Here is a 17,855-nt window from a genome sequence, read left to right as displayed (position 1 = left end):
TCCCCTTGGCGTGCTGCGCCTCGGTCGCCCGGTCGCTCGGTCCACGCCGGGCCTGCTCACGCAGCGCCAGCAGCTCGGCCACCCGGCCACGCGTGTCGCTCGGCTCGCCCGGGATTTCGTCCACAACGGTCATACGTCGACCCTACGAACCCGACCCGGAAAACCCTGCCGTTCACTCCGCACAGTCTCCTGCCCCGATTCCTGGAGGCACCTGACAGAAGTAGAGCACCGGGCACCCGATCTGCCAGCTCATGACGCATCGGCTTTGTAGGGCTCCGACAAAGCAGGGGATGTGACTCCAGCCACACACCGGCCCGCGCGCCACGCCGTGGATCCACTTGGCCGGGCGACTCGACGCACCGCAATGGCTGAGGGCCGCACCCGGGGCCGCTCCTCGTCGGGCGGGGGCGACTGTACCCGCCCGCCACCCGGACGGGCCGACCGGGCGCACCCGCGAGCAGCCCCGCACTCCGCCGGCCGTCGCGTTCGGCTTCTGTTCACTGCGTGCATGCGGTGGTCGACCAGGCGTGGCCAAAACCCGCCCGGCGGCGTCGAGTTGTGAAGAACGACTACTTCTTGAGAGCGCTCTCAGTCATAAGTCTTGACGCTCGCCGAAGGCGTCGCGAGAGTGGTGCGCACCGCAGACGGCCCCACCTCCCCGCACCACCACCCTGACCCCCCGTCTGCGACCCCCCACACCTCGGGAGTTCCGTCGTGATTTCTCGCCGAATGTTCCTGACGGGCGCCGCCGCCTCCGCGACCGCGCTCACCTACCCCGTCTGGGGAAGCGCACTGAGCCCGCGCACGTCGGCGGCCGCCGCAACGTGCGAACTGGCCCTGGAGAACAAGTCGTTGCCCGGCACGGTGCACGCGTACGTCACCGGCCACGAGCAGGGCACGGACCGCTGGGTGCTGCTGCGCCCCGACGGCAGCGTCTACCGCCCCGACTCCCCCGGCGCCCCGCAGACGCCGCTGCCGGTGGACTGCGCCATCCCCCTGAAAGCCGCCGGCGCCGGCGCCGTCACCCTGACCCTGCCCCAGATGTACGGGGCGCGGGTCTACTTCGTGCGCGACGACAAACTGGACTTCTACCTCAATCCGGGCCCGTCCCTGGTCGAGCCGGCCTTCGCCACGCCAACCGACCCGAACTACGGCAGGACCTGGTCGTTCTGCGAGTTCACCTTCAACCCGCAGCAGCTGTACGCGAACATCAGCTACGTCGACCTGGTGACGGCCCTGCCCATCGGGCTGACCCTGGAGGGCGACTCCACACACACGGTGGCTCCGCTCCCGGACGGCGCGGTCCAGCGCATCGCCGACGACCTCACCGCACAGGCCGCCTCCGACGGCCAGCCCTGGGACAAGCTGGTCACCCGCGGCTCGGACGGCAAGGTCCTGCGGGTCGTCTCACCGCAGAACCTGATGGCGCCGTTCTTCGACCGCCCGAACGAGATGCCGTTCCGGGACCTGTTCACCGCGCAGATCGACGAGGTCTGGGAGAAGTACCGTTCCACCGACCTGCGTATCGACCTGCAGGGCGGCCGGGGCACACTGGCGGGCCGGGTCAGCGGCGACACGCTGACCTTCGAGGGCGGCCACACCTTCGTCAAGCCGACGTCGAAGGACATCTTCACCTGCAACCACGGGCCCTTCACGAACAACCCGGGTGACTCCGACGACAAGAAGGCGCTGCTGGCCAGGATCGCCGCGGGCTTCAACCGCTCGATCATGCTCAGCCACCCGCAGCAGCCCAACGGAACCTCGGTGGCGGACTACTACAAGGGCGGGGTGACCAACCACTGGTCGCGGGTCGTCCACGCGAACTCCCCGATCGGTTACGCCTTCCCCTACGACGACGTACGCCCGGACGGTGAGCCGGACGTCTCCGGGGCGGCGCACGACGGCAATCCCCGGCGCTTCACGGTGAGCGTGGGCTCCTGACCCGTCCGTGACACCGTGCCCGCCCGCCGCCGGTCCGCGGCGGGCGGGCACGGCCGCGTCCTGCACCCGTGCGGCCCACTCCGGCCTGCGCCGCCGGCCCCCGGGACCCATCGTTGACAGATGTCCCCCCTCGGTGAGACCTCGGCCGGCGACCCCGGCGAGCGGGTCCTCCTCCACGGGCTGCGTCTGATCGACGGCACCGGCCGTGCCGCGGTGCCGGACGCCGCACTGATCGTCGAGGGGGGCGTCATCGGCTGGGCGGGCCCGGCGGCGCGGCTCCCCGCAGACCTCGGGACTGTGGGACGGCTGGATCTGGGAGGCCGGACCCTGTGCCCCGGCTTCATCGACACCCATGTGCATTTCGCCCTCCCCGGGCCTGCCGGAAATCCCCTCCAGGGCCTGTACGAGCTGCCGAGCTACCGGACCCTGAAGGTCCTGGACCGGCTGCGCGCCACCCTGGAGAACGGGGTCACCACCGCGAGGGACCTGATGGGGCTGGACGCGGGGTTCCGGCAGGCCGTGGCGGAGCGGAGAATCCCCGGACCCCGGCTGCTGGTCTCGGTCACCATGCTCAGCCAGCGGGCGGGCCACGCGGACTTCACCCTCGCCGGAGGGATCGACGGGCTCGCCGTCGCCGTCGCCTTTCCCGAGAGCCCGCGCAGCCTGGTCGGTTCCGTCGACGACATGCGGGCCCGGGTGCGCGACCTGGTCGCGGCGGGCGCCGACTGCATCAAGCTCGCCACCAGCGGCGGCGTCACCTCCCCGCACGACCGGCCCGAATGGCTGGGACTGCGCCCGGAGATGATCGCGGCGGCCGTCGAGGAGGCCCGTGCCTACGGCGGGCTGCCGGTCGCGGCGCACGCCATCGGGCGTCCCGGCATCGAGGCCGCCGTCCGCGCGGGGGTGAGCAGCATCGAGCACGGTTACGCCCTGGACGAGGGGCTGCGGGCGGAGATGGTCGAACGGGGCCAGTATCTGGTGCCGACACTGCTGGAGACGACGCAGGACCTGGACCCGGCGCGCACCTCCCCCTCGGCGTACGAGAAGGGGGTGCGCTGGCACCGGATCGCCCAGGAGTCGGTGGCCCTGTCCGCCGCCGCGGGGGTGAGGATCGCGATGGGGACCGACAGCGGCCTGGCCGTCGGCCACGGCAGGAACCTCCAGGAGCTGGGGCTGCTGGTCGACGTCGCCGGCCTGTCGCCCATGGCGGCGATCGTGGCCGCGACCGGCGACGCCGCGCGGTTGTGCGGCGTCGACGACGTCACCGGCACCCTGGAGGCGGGCAAGGCGGCCGACTTCGTGGTCACGGACGTCGACCCCCTGTCCGACATCGCCTCGCTGGGCGATCCCGCCCACATCCTGGCCGTGGTGAAGGAGGGACGGATCGCCGTCGACCGCGCCGGCGTCCTCGGCCGAGGCGTCCTGCCCGCGCTCTGCCCCTGAGCGGGCGCCACGGAGAAGCGGCAGTCCACGGGAACACGCAAGCGCCCCCGTCCGTCCCGGGTTCGGGTGGACGGGGGCATCTCCTGTGCGGGGAGCAGGCGGTGCGGTGTGGCCGGATCGCGCCGTGCGGTCAGCAGCCGCCGCAGTTGTAGTACGTCACGTCCCAGTGGTTGCCCTCGTCGGCGTAGATGTTGCCGGAGCCGGACTTGTACTGCGGCGCGCCGTCGCCCCGCACACCGATGTAGCTGAACACGCCCTTGACGTAGTTCGTCAGGCAGGTGCTCTTGCCGAAGTCGAGCTTGTAGCCGTTCCAGTGCGAGTACGTGCCGCCGGCGTGCCCGGTCTCGGTGCCCCCGGTGATGTTGAGCGCGCAGCCGGTGGCGCTCTTCAGCGTCTGGGCGCCCTGGGCACTGGCCAGGTTGAGCTGGTCGAAGGAAGTGCAGGTGGAGACGTTCCGGTTGGAACAGCCGCCCGAGGACGACCAGGTGATCCCCGAGGAGCTGAAGCGGGAGGTCGCCTGGGAGTGGGTCAGCTTGGTGACGGCGTGCGCCTCGGTGGCGCCGCCGCCGAGGACGCCGACGCCGGGCGCGAAGAGGGCGCCGAGGACGAGGGCGAGTGCGGTGAGGGCCGAGCGGAGTCTGGGGCGGGTCAGCATGGGGGGATGTCCTCCTGCTCATGACAATTATGGGCAAGGAGATAGTGCCCCAGCTCTACGCGCGTCCGCCAGGGTTCGACCAAGGCCCGCCCGACGTCCCCCGCGACTTTCGGACCGGCCTGGACCCTTGATGTTGAACTTTGAACAAAAAGGGTCTACAGTCAATCTCGTTGAAGGTTAAACCAAACGTTCGGCGGTCCGCTCTGTGGAACGCGTCGGAACACGTCCCCGAGGAGGAGCCATGGCTCTGTTCAACCGCAAGAACGCCGCCCCGTCCACCACCGCGACCCTCGCCGTGGACCCGGCGCTGGCAGCCCTGACCGGCACCTACACGATCGACCCGGCGCACAGCAGCATCGGTTTCACCGTGCGCCACGCCATGGTCACCAACGTGCGCGGCTCCTTCGGTGAGCACGAGGGCACGCTCGTTCTGGACGGGGCCGCCCCCTCCAACTCCTCCGCGTCCATCGACGTCAAGATCGCCAGTGTGGACACCGGCATCGCCGACCGCGACGGCCACCTGGTCAGCGGCGACTTCTTCGACGCCGAGAAGTTCCCCCTGATGTCGTTCCGTTCGACGCAGGCCGAGCAGCTCGGCGGCGACACCTACCGTGTCACCGGCGACCTCACGATCAAGGACGTCACCCGCCCGCTCTCCATCGACCTGGAGTTCAACGGTTCGGCCACCGACGTCTACGGCAACGAGCGCGTGGGCTTCGAGGGCAGCACCGACATCCTGCGCTCCGACTGGGGCCTGACCTGGAACGCCGCCCTGGAGACCGGTGGTGTGATGGTCAGCGACAAGGTGAAGCTGAACTTCGACATCTCCGCGATCAAGGCCGCCCCGCAGGCCTGATCCTCCCAAACCGAGCGCGCCCGCCGGCCCTTCCCTTCGGGGGAGGACGGCGGGCGCTCGGTGTCGGGCCCGCCGACTGCTTCGCGGGAGCCCCGTACCCGCCGGGGACACGGAGGAGCCGCACGGCGGAGGACCCCGGCGATCGTTCGTCACTCCGGGGCCCTCCTGGTCTCGGAGCCATCACCGAAGGGCGGCGTGCCGTTACTGGCGGGCCGGTCAGCTCCCGGCCGCGCGGCGCACCTTCAGCGCGTTGTCGGTGCGGGTGGTGGGGTTGCCGTCAGGGTCGTTCTGGATGCGTTCGTGCTCCTCACTGAGCAGCACCTCCCACTCCCCCTCCGGGAGTTCGAGGGAGGCGAGCACCTCGTCCGTGGTCGGCAGCTCCATGTCCTGGTGGTCGTGCTCCCAGGAGGGGAAGCCGGCGTGCCCGACGACGAGGAGCACACCGCCGGGCGCGACCACCGAGGCCGCCTGCCGCAGGATCCGCTCACGCGGGAGGTCCCCCATGGAGTGCAGGAACTGGGCGGAGACCAGGTCGTACTCCCCCTCGGGGAACGAGGCCCCCAGGTCGTGCCACTGCCAGTCGATCCGGTCCGCGACCCCGGCGTCGGCCGCGTGGACCGCCGCGCGTTCCAGGGCGACGCGCGAGATGTCGGTGGCGGTGACCTTCCAGCCGAAGCGGGCGAGCCAGACCGCGTCTGCGCCCTCGCCGCAGCCCAGGTCCAGGGCACGGCCGGGCGCGAGGCCCTCCACCTCACGGACGAGTGCGACGTTGGGGTTGCCGCTCCAGATCCGATTGCTCTCGCGGTACCGGTCGTCCCACATCTCGGCGTCGGTCCGGGTGCTGTCGGTGGTCATCGTGTCTCCGTAAGTCCGTGACGGCGGTCCCCGAGCACACGCTCGGTCACCAGGCGCTCGGCCTCGGCCGAGAAGGGTGCGCGGCGGGCGTCGACCGCGCGGCGGGTGTCCTCGGCGACGAGGTCCATGTTGATCATCGACGCCGCCTTGAGCCCGGCGGCCGCCGCTCCGACGACCTGCTCCATGAGGTTGGCGACGTTACCGGCCACCCATACGCCGGGCACCTCGGTGGCGCCCGAGGGGTCGGCCGCGATGTAGCTGCCGATGACGTGGTCGCCCATCAGCATCTCGGTGGGCGCCAGGCCGAGGCTCTCCAGCACCGCCGACCGCGCGGTGAAGCGGGGCTGGACGACGACCGCCTCGCGCGGGATGACCGTGCCCCCGGCCAGCCGCACACCCGTGAGCCGGTCGTCGGCCACCTCCAGCCCGGCCACCGCGCCCTCCACCACGGAGATGCCCCGGGCGGCGAGCTGCTCGTACTCCTCGTCGGTGAAGTCGGCCTGCTCATGGCGGAACAGCACCACGTCGTCGGTCCACTGCCGCCAGAGCAGGGCCTGGTGCACGGCCATGGGGCTGAGCGCGAGAACACCGACAGGCCTGTCCCGCACCTCCCAGCCATGGCAGTACGGGCAGTGCAGCACCTCGTTGCCCCAGCGCTCGGCGAGGCCCCTCACCGGCGGCAGCTCGTCGACGATTCCGGTGGTCACGAGCAGACGACGGGCCTCGACGACTTCCCCGTCCGCCCGCACGACACGGAATCCGCCGCCGGGCAGCTTCCCGGCCGAGGCGACCTCGCCCCGGGCGATCTCGGCGCCGTAGTCCGCTGCCTCGGCCCGGCCGATGGCCAGCAGCTCCAGGGGCGGAATGCCCTCCCGGCCCAGGTAGTTGTGGGCGTGGGACGCGGGTGCGTTGCGCGGGCTGCCCGCGTCGATCACCAGCACGGAACGCCGCGCCCTGGCCAGGGCCAGCGCCCCGCTCAGCCCGGCAGCACCGCCGCCGATCACCACGACGTCGTACCGCTGGTTCGTCTCACTCATGCTCATACGGATCACCTCCTGTTACGGAAGATGGTGCGCGCGTACCCCCGGTTCGACAAGTTTGCTTGCTGAACCGGCAAACTCACACCAGACCGTCTTCCCTGGACTCCGCTCCCCCACCCCCCAGGTGTCGGCGAGTGCCCCGACGAGCATCAGGCCGCGCCCGTACTCCGCGTACGGGCCGGACCCGGGGTCCCCGCGAACCTCGCCGCCCCCGCTGTCGTGCACCTCGATCCGGAGCGCGTCCTTCCAGGTCAGCTGCACCCGGAACCCTCTTCCGGGCGGAACTCCGTGGACCAGCGCGTTGGTCGCGAGTTCGCTCACGCAGAGCAGTACGTCGTCGAGGTCCACCTCGCACGCCCAGTCGAGCAGGGCCTCGCGGACGAACTGACGCGCGAGGGGCACGGACCTGCGCTCACGGCGGTAGAAGGCCTCGCGGAAGGGGGCGAGTCGCGTTGGTTCATTCACGGGACGACTGTCACAGAACGTCACTACTGTGGGGCACCGCGTCAGGTCGTACACCGCTTCCGTACGAGTGCTGACGGGTCCGGCGGGGTTCGCGTACGGGGAGAGGCACGTCATGCACTCGGCGAAGAAGAGCAAGCAGGTCACGTCCTGGCACCTCATCGGCGCGCAGCTCGCAGCGTTCCGCCGGGCGGCCGGGCACACGCAGACGTCGCTGGCCGACCGGTTCTGCGTCGGCGAGGACACGATCGCCTCGATCGAACAAGGGCGCCGGGCACTCCAGGCGGACTTCGCGACTCAACTGGACGAACTGCTGGACACAAAGGGTGCGTTGGGGGTCGCCGTGGCCAAGGTGCCGCAGAAGGAGCGGTTCCCGGCGTTCGTGCAGGACTTCGTGGAGTACGAGCAGGAGGCGGTGACGCTGCTGTCGTACGAGAACCAGGTGGTTCCGGGACAGCTCCAGACGGAGGAGTACGCCCGCTTCGTCTTCTCCTGCCTGTTTCCGCCGCTTGAGGAGGAACAGCGGGAGGAGTGGGTTACCGCACGGCTCGACCGGCAGAAACTCCTGGAGCGCAGACCGCGGCCGATGCTCCACTTCATCCTGGAGGAGAGCATCCTGCGCAGCGAGATCGGTGACCGCACCATGCGGCTGAAGCAGATCCAGCATGTGCGGCAGTGCATGGAGCTCCCCTTCCTGGGGCTGCAGATCATGCCCATGCGGCTCTCCAAGCACGCCGGTCTCGCGGGCCCGATGGTGCTGCTGGAGACACCTGATCACGACCACCTGGCCTATGTGGAGGCCCAGTTGACCAGCGTGCTCCACGATGATCCGGATGCCGTCAGTGTCCTTCAGCAGAAATATGGGATGCTGCGTTCGCAGGCGCTTTCCGTCGAGAACAGCGCGCGCCTACTGGACGACCTGCTTGGAGAGTCATGACTCGAGCGGCACACGGCACCAATCTCTCGTGGTTCAAGTCCAGCCACAGCAGCGACCAGGGCGGCAACTGCCTCGAAGTCGCCTGCGACTGGCGCAGGTCCAGCTACAGCGGCAGCGGACGCGGCGACCGCGTCGAGGTCTCCGCCCATCCCACCGCCGTGCACATCCGCGACTCGAAGGTCACCGGTGGTCCGGTCCTGACCGTGCAGCCGACCGCCTGGGCCGCGTTCGTCAGCGCGGCGGCTTAGCGACGGGCAGTCCCCGCAAGCACCTCCGGCCGCCGCATCAGCTGAGTACGATCACCCCTGCCGGTTCGAGTGAGTGGGCGGCTGCCCGCCGCGCGCGGCTCCGGAAGGGTGGACACATGCGCCGACTGCTGCTGCTCGCACCACTGCTGCTTTCCGCCATCGGCTGCGGCGTCGTGCAGTCCTCCGCGGACGAGGCGACGGACGCCGCACGGGAGGTGGCCGGGAGCGCGGGCGCGCGGCTCCGCAGTGAGCGTCCGCGCACGGCTGAGGAGGTCGGGCGTTCCGCGTCCGGCATCGACGGGGTGGAAGTGCTGCGGGTGACCGGAACCTCCACGCACGAGGGGGACGGCATCGACGTGGTCGTCCGCACGTCCGGCTCGGCGTACAACGGATGGTTCGACGTCGAGGAGGTCACCGTGCAGCGCTGCTTCGCGGTGCGGGTGTCGCCCACGACGGAGTGGCGTGAGGAGCCCCGTGACGTGGGCTGCCCGGACAGCCCTCCGCTGGTCTTCGCCCCGCCACCCGAACCGCCCCGGCTGCCGTCCGAGGAGCTCCGCGCCGGACTTCCCCGGGTGCCGGAGGACGGCCGGGTGGACGAGGCCGAAGTGCGCCGTGGGCTCGCCGCCCTGGATCTGCATCCGGCGATCCGTACCGAGGTGAAGACGGACGGCGGCCGGGTCGGCGTTCTCCTGTCCCTGGAGGGCAACGGCTTCGACGCGCAGGACTGCCTTCTTGCCCGCGTGAGTCCCGGCGCCACCGAGGTGTGGGTGCCGCCCCGGATCCAGCGGATGCCCGGGGAGGGCGGCTGCACCGTCGGCAATGCCCTGGACCCGGCACCGCCACCGCACTGAGAGGGGTGCCTGACTTCGTCGGGCCACAGGTCCGCGTGTCCCCATCGGGTTCGGCAGCCGGTCAAAGCCGCCCTACGACCTCGGAGTCACACCGGCCGGACCACGGCCCGGCGCATCCTGATCAGTGGCGGGTCGGCCCGTCGGGCCGGTCGACCGTGACACCGGCCTCGGCGGTGGTGAGGCCGGACGGGACCGAGGGCACATCCGGACGAGGGAGATCCGACGCGTGCACAGACGATGATGGTACGGACGTGGGCGTGACCAGGGGCGATGACGGCACGGACGTGGGTGTGACCACGGGCGGCAGCACCGGCACCGGTGAGCCGGATCCGATCGATATCCCCACGGTGACGGTCTCCGGCGGCTCGTAGGTCCTCGGCGGCTCCTCCGGTGCGGATCGCGGGGATTCCTGGCTCGCCTGGCCGACTTGTCGGGGGCCCGGGGCGGTGGACGCCGCATGAGGGCGGGCGCGACCCGCACGGGGAGCGGGGAACTCCGCGGCCGGGATGGCGCGCGGCGCAGCGGCCTCGGGCCTGCTCTCCGCGGACCGGTCGTCGGGCCGGTCGCAGGGTCCGGCCGGCAGAACCGCTCCCGCCACGGCGAGCGTCACCGCCGCCGACGTCACCCCGGCGGACTGGGTGACGCCCGTACGGGGAAATCTGCGTGCGCACATCCACACGGTCGCGGCCAGTGTGAGGCTGCCGGCCAGGACGTCACGCAGCGACCGTCTGGCTCTGGCGAGCAGTGACTCGGTCGCCCGGTAACTCAGCCCCATGGTCCGGGCGACCTGTCCCACGTCGAGATCCTGTGCCTGGAGCCGCAGCGCCTGAGCCTGGCGGGCGGGCAGCAGTTCGGCGCTGCGGTCGGCCAGCCATTCGGCCTCCGCGCGGTCACATGCCCTCTCCTCCACCGGGAACGGCTCGACCGGAGCGGCGGAGAGGCTCCTGCTCAACTCGCGGTCGCGGGCGATCTGACGGTGCCGTTCGGCGCATGCGCGTACGGTCGCGGTCCTGAGCCATGAACGCACCCGGCCGTAGTGGACGTCAGGATCCTCCACCGCGCGGATCATCGCTTCCTGCACGGCGTCCTCGGCCTCATCGGCACTCGAGGAGCGACTGTGCGCGATCTCCAGCAGTTCGTCCCGGTGACTCCAGATGAGCTCCCACCGGTTGCCCGGGCCACCCGGACGGCGAGCGGTGGGCGGGTAGCTCACGTTCGAAGCCTCTGCTGCGTGGGTTCAGGTCCGGTGTTGCGCGGACCATGGTGCCTGACGGCCCCTATGCCCCGAGACCTGGCAGGTCAGGTTCGGGGCATACGGGCTCAGCGTCGGATCAGACCGAGAGCGTGGCGGCGGAGCCGAGACCGGCGACACCCAGCACGTTGCCGCCGACGGCACCCGAGACGCTGCCGGAGAGCAGGTCGGCGTCGAGCCCACCCACGACGCCACCGACGAGGGGCACCTCGACGGAAGCAGCGCCGGCGAGGCCGCCGGAGACGACGTCGAGGTCCGCGTCGGAGATTTCCTGGGTCTGTATCTGGGGGGCGGAGCTCATGATGTGCATTCCCTTCGCATTAATTCCGAATGGCTCGGGCCAACTCCGCAGTAGGGAATGGCACTTGCCGCTTTCACGGTCACCGGAGCGAATTCACGGTTCGCCCGGAGGCGTCGAATTTCCCTGCGGCTTCCGCGATGTGAGGGATGTAAGCACGTGAGGGCGTGACGAAGCCACCTTTCACTGCTTTCACGCATGGCATTCCGGCATCGAGGGACCGACGCGGTCACATTGCTTCCTGGACCGGTACACCTTCTTCACTCGACCGACCGACGGACGTTCCGTCGACCGAATCCTTGATCCGCCACGAAAGGGACATAGTCGGCCGCAGACGTGGTGAACACGGTCCGCACCCGGAGGACCGTGGGGCGCGCCTCGCCGCCTGCGGACACCGTGTGCAGATCCGCCGCAGACACCCCGGGCCCGTCCACCGGGAAGCTCAGCCTGTGCAGGTGTGACCGGGGACCTGGGATGCTGATGACGCCGGCGCGTGTCCCCGGAGGCACGAAGCACCGGCCCGCCGGACGACCTTCCTGGAGGAGTCATGACGTGTACAGCAACCGCCGAGGTGGGGACGTGACCGGTCCGCACAGCTCCGTCGCACGGGTGATCGAACGCGTCCGCCCTCCTGTGACCGCGGTGGACGGGCACGGCGACTGGGCGGAGGCCGAACGCGCCCTGGGCACGCCGCTGCCGGAGGACTACAAGCAGCTGGTCGCGACGTACGGGCGCGGTGACTTCTGGGGCGCTCTGTGCCTGTGCACCCCGTTCGGTGACGACAACCCGGTCCCGCTCAGGGCGGATCTCCGGGAGGACTACGGTCCGCTGCGCGACGACTCGCCCGACCGGTATCCCTACCCCCTCTTCCCGGAGCCCGGCGGGCTGCTGGCCTGGGCGGTGACGGAGAGCGCGGCGCACGTGTGCTGGCTGACCGAGGGGCCTCCCGAGTCCTGGCCTGTGGTGATCTGGTCGCGCGACGACGACTACGAGCGGTTCGACTGCGGGGCCGGTGCGTTCCTCGACGGTGTGACGAGCCGCGGCATCACCTCCGAGCTCCTGCACCACGATCCGGAGCTCGCCCACTGGTTCGACGCCGCGATCGAGCTCGACCACGTGTACGTCCGGTTGGGCGAGGGGCCCCGCCCCTACGACGAGCGCCTGCGCATCCTGCGCGACGCCTTCGCCCCCACGTCCGACCGGGGTGACTACGAGTACGAGGGCCAGCGGCAGGACCACTTCGCCGTCGACGGCACCGGCTGGCTCATGACGTACGAGTGCACCTACGGTCATCAGCTCCGGGTCGCGTTCCCGCCCGCCGACAGCGCGGAGGCCCGCCGCGCCGTGTTCGCGGCGGTGGATCTGACGGGGTGCCCCGTACTGTCGGCCGACACCGTGCACGGCACCTCGTCCTGGGGCTCCGCCACCGGGCCGGCGGACGGGTCGCCGTCGCGGTGACCCGACGGCCGGCCCGCGGCCGGTCTCACCACCGCGTCCGCGTGAACGCCGGATCGTGCAGGTCGAGGTGGAGCAGATTCCCCCAGTCATTGGTGAAGACCGCTCGCGCCCCCTCGTGACGCACGCCCACGAACGGGTTCGACGACCACATGGCGAGGACCCACACCAGGGTGCGGTCGGTGTCGAGGCGGGCGAGGTAGCCGATGTTGCCCGTCCCGCTGCCGCCGCCCGACATCCAGCCGGATCCGTCCGGCAGCGGGTGCTCGAAGTTGAGGTCCGCTTCCGTGGAGCCTTCGGCCTCGACGGCCTCGGCCACGTCGAACGGTCCTCCGAGGCGGAAGGGAACGGGCTGCCCGGCCTCCGGGTGGTAGGCCCCGGGGCCCTCCACATGCACCTCCAGGCCGGTGTCGTCCGGCCGGTAGAGCCCGTCCCGGACAGGGAACTCGCCTGCCGCCCACAGGCGTTCGATCACTCCCATCCGCCTCACCCTCCTGTCGGTGCGCCCGAAGCGTGATGCCGCAGGCCCTCATCCTGTGCCAGATCACCGTGCGGGAGAAGCCGGGGCGTGCGGCCAGGGCTTCGTCACCACCCCGCCGGGGCCGGGGCGCGATGCATTCCCCCGTACGGCACTTCGTCGAATGCCTGTCGAATCTCTGTACGCGCATTGCCGTACCGGTGTACGGTCTCGGGCCGATGGACCTTGGGAGCGCTCCCACTTCTGATTCCGCTTCGCACGAGGAGGAACACCATGAAACGCCTGTTCGCCTTACTGGCGGCCTTCGCGACCGTCCTGGGTCTGATGGGGGCGTTCGGCCCCCAGGCCGTGGCCGCCACCGGCTGCAAGGTCGAGTACACGGTCCCCAGCCAGTGGCAGGGGGGCTTCCAGGCCGGAGTGAAGGTCACCAACCTGGGAGCCCCCGTCAGCGGTTGGACGCTCCGGTTCACCATGCCGGACGCCGGGCAGAAGGTCGCCCAGGGCTGGAACGCCACATGGTCGCAGTCCGGTTCGGCCGTCACCGCCGTCGGCGTGGACTGGAACCGCACCCTGGCCACCGGTGCGGTCGCCGACCTGGGCTTCTCCGGCACCTTCACGGGCGCCAACCCGAAGCCCACGGCATTCACGCTCAACGGCGTCGCCTGTACGGGCTCCGTCGACGAGCCCGCCCCCGATCCGGTCGCAGGCACCCCCGTGGAGGTCAACGGCCAACTCCACGTCTGCGGCGTGAACCTGTGCAACCGGTTCAACCGCCCCGTCCAGTTGCGGGGCATGAGCACACACGGCATCCAGTGGTTCGACGAGTGCTACAACACCGCGTCCCTGGACGCGCTGGCGAACGACTGGAAGTCCGACCTGCTGCGCATCTCCATGTACGTGCAGGAGGACGGCTACGAGACCGACCCGGCGGGCTTCACCAGCCGGGTGAACGCTCTCGTCGACATGGCCGAGGCCCGGGGCATGTACGCGTTGATCGATTTCCACACCCTGACGCCGGGTGACCCGAACTACAACCTCGACCGCGCGAAGACGTTCTTCGCGTCCGTCGCCGCCCGCAACGCCGGCAAGAAGAACGTGATCTACGAGATCGCCAACGAGCCCAACGGCGTGAGCTGGTCGGGCATCAAGAGCTATGCCGAGCAGGTCATCCCGGTGATCCGGGCGGCCGACCCGGACGGCGTCGTCATCGTCGGCACCCGCGGCTGGTCCTCACTGGGCGTCTCGGACGGCTCCGACGAGAACGAGGTCGTCGCCAACCCGGTCAACGCCACCAACATCATGTACGCGTTCCACTTCTACGCCGCGAGCCACAAGGACTCCTACCGCTCCACACTGAGCCGGGCGGCCTCGCGACTCCCCCTGTTCGTGACCGAGTTCGGGACGGTGAGCGCCACCGGCGGAGGGGCGATGGACGTGGCGAGCACCACTGCCTGGCTGGACCTGCTCGACCAGCTGAGGATCAGCTACGCGAACTGGACCTACTCCGACGCTCCCGAGAGCAGCGCCGCCTTCCGTCCCGGTACCTGCGGTGGCGGCGACTACAGCAGCAGCGGTGTGCTGACGGAGTCCGGGTCGCTGCTGAAGAACCGCATCAGCACGCCCGACAGCTTCCCCACCAGCTGACCTCCGGCGGGGCTCCGGCCGGTCTCCGGCCGGTCGGAGACCCGCCACCTCCCTCGCGACGCGCCACGGACAGTGGCCGCAACACCCGGATCCCCGTCAGCTACGCCGCCGAACCCGAGTGGGAGGAGGAGTTCCCTCCTGGCGTCAATCCGTTCCTGCCGGCACCTCGGGAACACCGCCGCTGGTGAGGGTGGCGGGACGGCGGAGCCGCCCGGGCGTGGTCGTGGAGCGAGGTGAGGCGGTCACCAGGTCACCATCAGGCTGAGCAGGACCGGTGGCAACAACGGCGGCCGGGCCGACGGTGGTGCGCTTGCCGGCGAAGCCGGCGGGTGCGGGTGATGCTCTGATTCCGGATCAGCCGGTGGGTAGCCGCCTCGAGTTCGAGGGCGCCCAGGGGGCGCGCCCTCGAAGATGCCCGTGAGGCGCTGCACGGCCGAAGGACGTTGTAGATGCCCTCCATGGACGGCCCGGTTCCGGGAAGGCGGAGAGGTATGAGTTCCAGAACCTTCACACACGGACGGCGCCTGGCCGCGCTGCTGCTGGCCGCTCCCCTCGTCGCGGCGTGCGCCGGCGGGGACTCCGGCGGACGGCTCGGTCCGACAGCGCCGGAGATGGCCCGTGGGCAGCACCTGGTGATCACCACCGGGGACGGCGTGCGACTGCGGCCTTCCGACGACGGCAGGGCCGTCGTCGATCCACGGGTCGCGAGCCGCTGGTCGCACCGCGAGGACACCTGGGTGCTCGACCTGTCCTGCGGGGACCACGACGAGCGGTGTCCCCACATGCCGGTGCTGGACGTCCCGGCCGGCGTCTCCGTCGCCGTCACCGCACGGAACGCGGGCATCGACGTGGCCGGCCTGCCGGCGGAACTGGACCTGACCACCGTCAACGGCGATGTCACGGTCGCCCGGTCCGGCGGGGACGACGCCACCGTCCGGCTCGTCACCCGCAACGGCTCCGTCCGCGCGGACGGCCTGCGTTCCGGGACGCTGCACGCCGAGACGGTCAACGGCGACGTCAGGCTGGACAGCGCGGCCTCACCCGCGCGCCTGAGCGCCACGACCGAGAACGGTTCGGTGCGTGTGGGGCTTCCTCCCGGCGCACCCGCCTACGACGTCACCGCCACCACACGGAACGGCCGGACCTCGGTCACCGTCCCCACCGCCCCGGAGGGGGCCCGCCACACCATGACGCTCGGCAGCGTCAACGGCGACGTCACCGCCGCACGCGGCTGAGGGGACGGCACGGGCACCTACGGGTGCTCCCCCGGCCCGCCCGGGTTCGACGCGAAGCGGGTGGGTGAGAGGGCGGCGTCCTCCTCCCCCGGCTCCAGCAGGGTGGCCGCGGCGCCGACGATGAGGCGGTCCGGTTCGCCGACGGCGTCGGCGTCCTTCGCCGCGTAGTCGACGCGTGCGAGGAGGCTGCGCATCGCTTCTAGGCGGGCCCTGCGCTTGTCGTTGCTCTTCACGACGGTCCACGGCGCGTAACCGGTGTCGGTGGCGCGGAACATGTGGATCTTCGCCGTCGTGTAGTCGTCCCAGCGGTCCAGGGAGTCGATGTCCGTGGGCGAGAGCTTCCACTGGCGCACCGGGTCGACCTGGCGTATCGCGAAACGCGTGCGCTGTTCGGCGCGGGAGACGGAGAACCAGAACTTGACCACGATGATCCCGTCGTCGACGAGCATCCGCTCGAAGTCCGGGCACTGCCGCAGGAAGAGTTCGTACTCGGGCGGGGTGCAGAACCCCATGACCCGTTCGACCCCGGCACGGTTGTACCAGGAGCGGTCGAAGAAGACGATCTCACCGGGCGCCGGCAGGTGGGCGACGTAGCGCTGGAAGTACCACTGCCCTCGCTCGCGGTCCGTGGGCTTGTCCAGGGCCACGATGCGGGCGCCACGGGGGTTCAGACGCTCGGTGAAGCGCTGGATGGTGCCGCCCTTGCCGGCCGCGTCACGCCCCTCGCAGACCACGACGATCCGGGCGCCGGTGTCCTTCGTCCAACGCTGCAGTTTGAGCATCTCGATCTGCAGGATCCGCTTGATCCGCTCGTACTCCCTGCGGCGGATCTTGCGGTCGTACGGGTAGTTCTCACGCCAGGTCTTGATCGGCCTGCCTTCTTCGTCCAGCAGGATCGGCTGCTCCGGCCTGCTGGAGTCGACGGTCAGGCCGTGCAGGAGTTCCTTCTCCACCCGGTCACGGTTCACCATACAAAGCCTGTCACCTCATCGCGCCCGTGCAAACCGGAAGCACGGACGCGATCAGGTGGCGGCCCGGCCTACTTCATCTTCTCCGCGAAGAGCGGGACGACCTTCTCCGTAGCGCGTAGCCGGTGGACGGCACCGAGTCGGTGGCGAACGCCGTGCTGATGCCCTTGTCGTCGAAGACGAGGGAGTGGCCGGCCTTCACCGACGGGACGGCCTTGTGGAGCGGGTCGCCGCTGATGTCGGTGGCCGGGATGCCGATGGGCGCCATGACCGTCAGATCGGCGTCCAGGAGGTCCAGGTTCTCCTTGGAGACGGAAACCGAGAAGCCCTCGCCGGCCTCGGCCTCGACGGCCGGGTACAGGGCGGGGCGGCTGCGGGTGCGGCTCCGCGCGGACGTCCCGGCCTTCCGTATCGCGTCCCGGCCGGGCGTTCCCTGGAGAACCGGGGCGCTCACGGCCGGATCGTCCGGGGCGGCATGCGGTTGTGCACTGTCCCTCACCTTGCTTGTCGCCCCCGGGACGGGGCGCACCCGGGAACATAAGTAAGGTGAGCCTAACAGCGCCAGGTCAGCGTTCCGCTGCTGCGCCCCCACGAGGTTCGGAGTACCCCTTGTCGAACGCCGCGCCCGCGGCCGTCACGGCCGCCCCCATCGACACCGCGGACCCTCTGGACGGAGCCGTGCCCCTCGAGTCGGCCGAACAGCTGCGCGAGATCCTGGGCGAACCGTGGCCGATCGTCATCGACAAGGTCCACGACGAACTCACCGAGGCCGACCTCGGCCTGCTGGCCCGCTCGCCGTTCTGCGCCGTGTCCACCTCGGACGCCGACGGCAACTGCGACACCTCCCCGCGCGGCGGGGAACCCGGCTTCACCCGGGTCCTGGACCCGCGCACCCTCGTGCTGCCCGACCTGCCGGGCAACCGGCGCGGTGACAGCTTCCACAACATCCTGTCCAACCCGCATGTCGGCCTGCTCTACCTGATACCGGGCGTGATGACGGTCCTGCGGATCAACGGCAGGGCACGCGTCCTCACGGACGCTCCGGTCTTCGACGAGATGCAGGTCAGGGGCCGCCGGCCCGACCTCGCGCTGGTCGTGGACATCGACGAGATCTACCTGCACTGCCCGGCCTCGATCAAGCGCTCGGGCCTGTGGGCGCCGGAGACGTGGGAGGAGCAGCCGGCGGGGAGGAGCGCCCGGGCCTGAGCCCGGCGGGAACAGTGTCGGGCGGGGCGGT

18 protein-coding genes and 1 pseudogene are annotated in these 17,855 nt (G+C 70.6%); 10 read left to right on the top strand and 9 right to left on the bottom strand.

Translation table 11 applies throughout. The features are described from left to right. Positions 1-729 precede the first annotated feature (729 nt). On the top strand, positions 730-1,941 hold the full coding sequence (locus ABZ441_RS01675; protein ID WP_358966781.1) for a glycoside hydrolase family 64 protein: 1,212 nt from the start codon (positions 730-732) through the stop codon (positions 1,939-1,941). A gap of 120 nt (positions 1,942-2,061) precedes the next feature. After that, positions 2,062-3,384 (top strand): amidohydrolase family protein, encoded by a 1,323-nt coding sequence (locus tag ABZ441_RS01670; protein ID WP_358966737.1) that lies wholly within the window; start codon positions 2,062-2,064, stop codon positions 3,382-3,384. Between the two features lie 130 nt (positions 3,385-3,514). On the opposite strand, the gene ABZ441_RS01665 is transcribed toward ABZ441_RS01670, so the two are convergent. Continuing rightward, positions 3,515-4,039: a hypothetical protein gene (locus ABZ441_RS01665; RefSeq protein ID WP_358966735.1), complete on the bottom strand. Its 525-nt coding sequence runs from the start codon at positions 4,037-4,039 to the stop codon at positions 3,515-3,517. Between the two features lie 241 nt (positions 4,040-4,280). On the opposite strand from ABZ441_RS01665, the gene ABZ441_RS01660 reads away from it, so the two are divergent. Beyond that, positions 4,281-4,895, top strand: a complete 615-nt coding sequence (locus ABZ441_RS01660; protein WP_358966732.1) for a YceI family protein — start codon at positions 4,281-4,283, stop codon at positions 4,893-4,895. Between the two features lie 216 nt (positions 4,896-5,111). Here the strand turns inward: ABZ441_RS01660 and ABZ441_RS01655 are convergent, their stop codons facing one another. From ABZ441_RS01655 to ABZ441_RS01645, 3 genes are read right to left on the bottom strand one after another with little or no spacing between them, the layout of a single operon-like run. Next, positions 5,112-5,750, bottom strand: coding sequence for a class I SAM-dependent methyltransferase (locus ABZ441_RS01655; protein WP_358966729.1), 639 nt, complete (start codon positions 5,748-5,750; stop codon positions 5,112-5,114). Then, entirely contained in the window at positions 5,747-6,787 is a 1,041-nt protein-coding gene (locus ABZ441_RS01650) for an NAD(P)/FAD-dependent oxidoreductase (RefSeq protein WP_358966726.1), read from the bottom strand. Before ABZ441_RS01650 ends, ABZ441_RS01655 begins: the two co-directional genes overlap by 4 nt. Before the next feature lie 21 nt (positions 6,788-6,808). Further along, entirely contained in the window at positions 6,809-7,255 is a 447-nt protein-coding gene (locus ABZ441_RS01645; protein ID WP_358966723.1) for an ATP-binding protein, read from the bottom strand. A 112-nt stretch (positions 7,256-7,367) separates the two neighbouring features. Here ABZ441_RS01645 and ABZ441_RS01640 point away from each other — a divergent pair, with 112 nt between their 5' ends. The 3 genes from ABZ441_RS01640 to ABZ441_RS01630 all read left to right on the top strand — a co-directional run bounded on the left by ABZ441_RS01640 (position 7,368) and on the right by ABZ441_RS01630 (position 9,288). After that, positions 7,368-8,189, top strand: coding sequence for a helix-turn-helix transcriptional regulator (locus tag ABZ441_RS01640; RefSeq protein WP_358966720.1), 822 nt, complete (start codon positions 7,368-7,370; stop codon positions 8,187-8,189). Next, complete coding sequence (locus ABZ441_RS01635; protein ID WP_358966717.1) at positions 8,186-8,437, top strand: DUF397 domain-containing protein; 252 nt, start codon at positions 8,186-8,188, stop codon at positions 8,435-8,437. Before ABZ441_RS01640 ends, ABZ441_RS01635 begins: the two co-directional genes overlap by 4 nt. A 116-nt stretch (positions 8,438-8,553) precedes the next feature. Then, entirely contained in the window at positions 8,554-9,288 is a 735-nt protein-coding gene (locus tag ABZ441_RS01630; RefSeq protein WP_358966714.1) for a translation initiation factor IF-2, read from the top strand. A gap of 121 nt (positions 9,289-9,409) precedes the next feature. Here ABZ441_RS01630 and ABZ441_RS01625 read toward each other — a convergent pair whose 3' ends face one another. Together ABZ441_RS01625 and ABZ441_RS01620 are read right to left on the bottom strand one after the other, a co-directional pair. After that, on the bottom strand, positions 9,410-10,501 hold the full coding sequence (locus tag ABZ441_RS01625; protein ID WP_358966711.1) for a sigma-70 family RNA polymerase sigma factor: 1,092 nt from the start codon (positions 10,499-10,501) through the stop codon (positions 9,410-9,412). Between the two features lie 118 nt (positions 10,502-10,619). After that, the gene (locus ABZ441_RS01620) at positions 10,620-10,841 is read right to left on the bottom strand and encodes a hypothetical protein (protein WP_358966708.1); all 222 of its coding nucleotides are present in this window, start codon (positions 10,839-10,841) and stop codon (positions 10,620-10,622) included. Between the two features lie 549 nt (positions 10,842-11,390). Between ABZ441_RS01620 and ABZ441_RS01615 the strand changes: the two genes are divergently transcribed. Beyond that, on the top strand, positions 11,391-12,296 hold the full coding sequence (locus ABZ441_RS01615; protein ID WP_358966706.1) for an SMI1/KNR4 family protein: 906 nt from the start codon (positions 11,391-11,393) through the stop codon (positions 12,294-12,296). A 25-nt stretch (positions 12,297-12,321) separates the two neighbouring features. Here ABZ441_RS01615 and ABZ441_RS01610 read toward each other — a convergent pair whose 3' ends face one another. Beyond that, positions 12,322-12,774, bottom strand: coding sequence for a hypothetical protein (locus tag ABZ441_RS01610; RefSeq protein ID WP_358966704.1), 453 nt, complete (start codon positions 12,772-12,774; stop codon positions 12,322-12,324). A gap of 270 nt (positions 12,775-13,044) precedes the next feature. Between ABZ441_RS01610 and ABZ441_RS01605 the strand changes: the two genes are divergently transcribed. Then, on the top strand, positions 13,045-14,415 hold the full coding sequence (locus ABZ441_RS01605) for a cellulase family glycosylhydrolase (protein WP_358966702.1): 1,371 nt from the start codon (positions 13,045-13,047) through the stop codon (positions 14,413-14,415). A gap of 491 nt (positions 14,416-14,906) precedes the next feature. Continuing rightward, the gene (locus tag ABZ441_RS01600; RefSeq protein ID WP_358966700.1) at positions 14,907-15,650 is read left to right on the top strand and encodes a DUF4097 family beta strand repeat-containing protein; all 744 of its coding nucleotides are present in this window, start codon (positions 14,907-14,909) and stop codon (positions 15,648-15,650) included. 17 nt (positions 15,651-15,667) lie between these two features. Here ABZ441_RS01600 and ppk2 read toward each other — a convergent pair whose 3' ends face one another. Together ppk2 and ABZ441_RS01590 are read right to left on the bottom strand one after the other, a co-directional pair. Next, the gene (gene ppk2 / locus ABZ441_RS01595) at positions 15,668-16,621 is read right to left on the bottom strand and encodes a polyphosphate kinase 2 (protein WP_358966697.1); all 954 of its coding nucleotides are present in this window, start codon (positions 16,619-16,621) and stop codon (positions 15,668-15,670) included. A 68-nt stretch (positions 16,622-16,689) separates the two neighbouring features. Then, positions 16,690-16,973 (bottom strand): annotated as a pseudogene (locus ABZ441_RS01590) (iron-siderophore ABC transporter substrate-binding protein); the annotation flags it as partial. Positions 16,974-17,227: 254 nt separating this feature from the next. Here ABZ441_RS01590 and ABZ441_RS01585 point away from each other — a divergent pair. After that, positions 17,228-17,824, top strand: coding sequence for an MSMEG_1061 family FMN-dependent PPOX-type flavoprotein (locus ABZ441_RS01585; RefSeq protein WP_358966695.1), 597 nt, complete (start codon positions 17,228-17,230; stop codon positions 17,822-17,824). Positions 17,825-17,855 lie beyond the last annotated feature (31 nt).

This window comes from Streptomyces sp. NPDC005752, assembly GCF_040630715.1.
In the GTDB taxonomy this organism is placed as follows: Bacteria; Actinomycetota; Actinomycetes; order Streptomycetales; family Streptomycetaceae; genus Streptomyces.
This window is presented reverse-complemented; position numbering and strand designations above follow the sequence as displayed.

Excerpts from the sequence above, each read along its gene's own strand:
- ABZ441_RS01605 (WP_358966702.1), top strand. The coding sequence starts at position 13,045 with ATGAAACGCCTGTTCGCCTTACTGGCGGCCTTCGCGACCGTCCTGGGT.
- ABZ441_RS01620 (WP_358966708.1), bottom strand. The coding sequence starts at position 10,841 with ATGAGCTCCGCCCCCCAGATACAGACCCAGGAAATCTCCGACGCGGAC.
- ABZ441_RS01635 (WP_358966717.1), top strand. The coding sequence starts at position 8,186 with ATGACTCGAGCGGCACACGGCACCAATCTCTCGTGGTTCAAGTCCAGC.
- ABZ441_RS01665 (WP_358966735.1), bottom strand. The coding sequence starts at position 4,039 with ATGCTGACCCGCCCCAGACTCCGCTCGGCCCTCACCGCACTCGCCCTC.
- ABZ441_RS01640 (WP_358966720.1), top strand. The coding sequence starts at position 7,368 with ATGCACTCGGCGAAGAAGAGCAAGCAGGTCACGTCCTGGCACCTCATC.
- ABZ441_RS01650 (WP_358966726.1), bottom strand. The coding sequence starts at position 6,787 with ATGAGTGAGACGAACCAGCGGTACGACGTCGTGGTGATCGGCGGCGGT.
- ABZ441_RS01675 (WP_358966781.1), top strand. The coding sequence starts at position 730 with ATGTTCCTGACGGGCGCCGCCGCCTCCGCGACCGCGCTCACCTACCCC.
- ABZ441_RS01670 (WP_358966737.1), top strand. The coding sequence starts at position 2,062 with ATGTCCCCCCTCGGTGAGACCTCGGCCGGCGACCCCGGCGAGCGGGTC.
- ABZ441_RS01600 (WP_358966700.1), top strand. The coding sequence starts at position 14,907 with ATGAGTTCCAGAACCTTCACACACGGACGGCGCCTGGCCGCGCTGCTG.
- ABZ441_RS01655 (WP_358966729.1), bottom strand. The coding sequence starts at position 5,750 with ATGACCACCGACAGCACCCGGACCGACGCCGAGATGTGGGACGACCGG.
- ABZ441_RS01660 (WP_358966732.1), top strand. The coding sequence starts at position 4,281 with ATGGCTCTGTTCAACCGCAAGAACGCCGCCCCGTCCACCACCGCGACC.
- ppk2 (WP_358966697.1), bottom strand. The coding sequence starts at position 16,621 with ATGGTGAACCGTGACCGGGTGGAGAAGGAACTCCTGCACGGCCTGACC.
- ABZ441_RS01610 (WP_358966704.1), bottom strand. The coding sequence starts at position 12,774 with ATGGGAGTGATCGAACGCCTGTGGGCGGCAGGCGAGTTCCCTGTCCGG.
- ABZ441_RS01630 (WP_358966714.1), top strand. The coding sequence starts at position 8,554 with ATGCGCCGACTGCTGCTGCTCGCACCACTGCTGCTTTCCGCCATCGGC.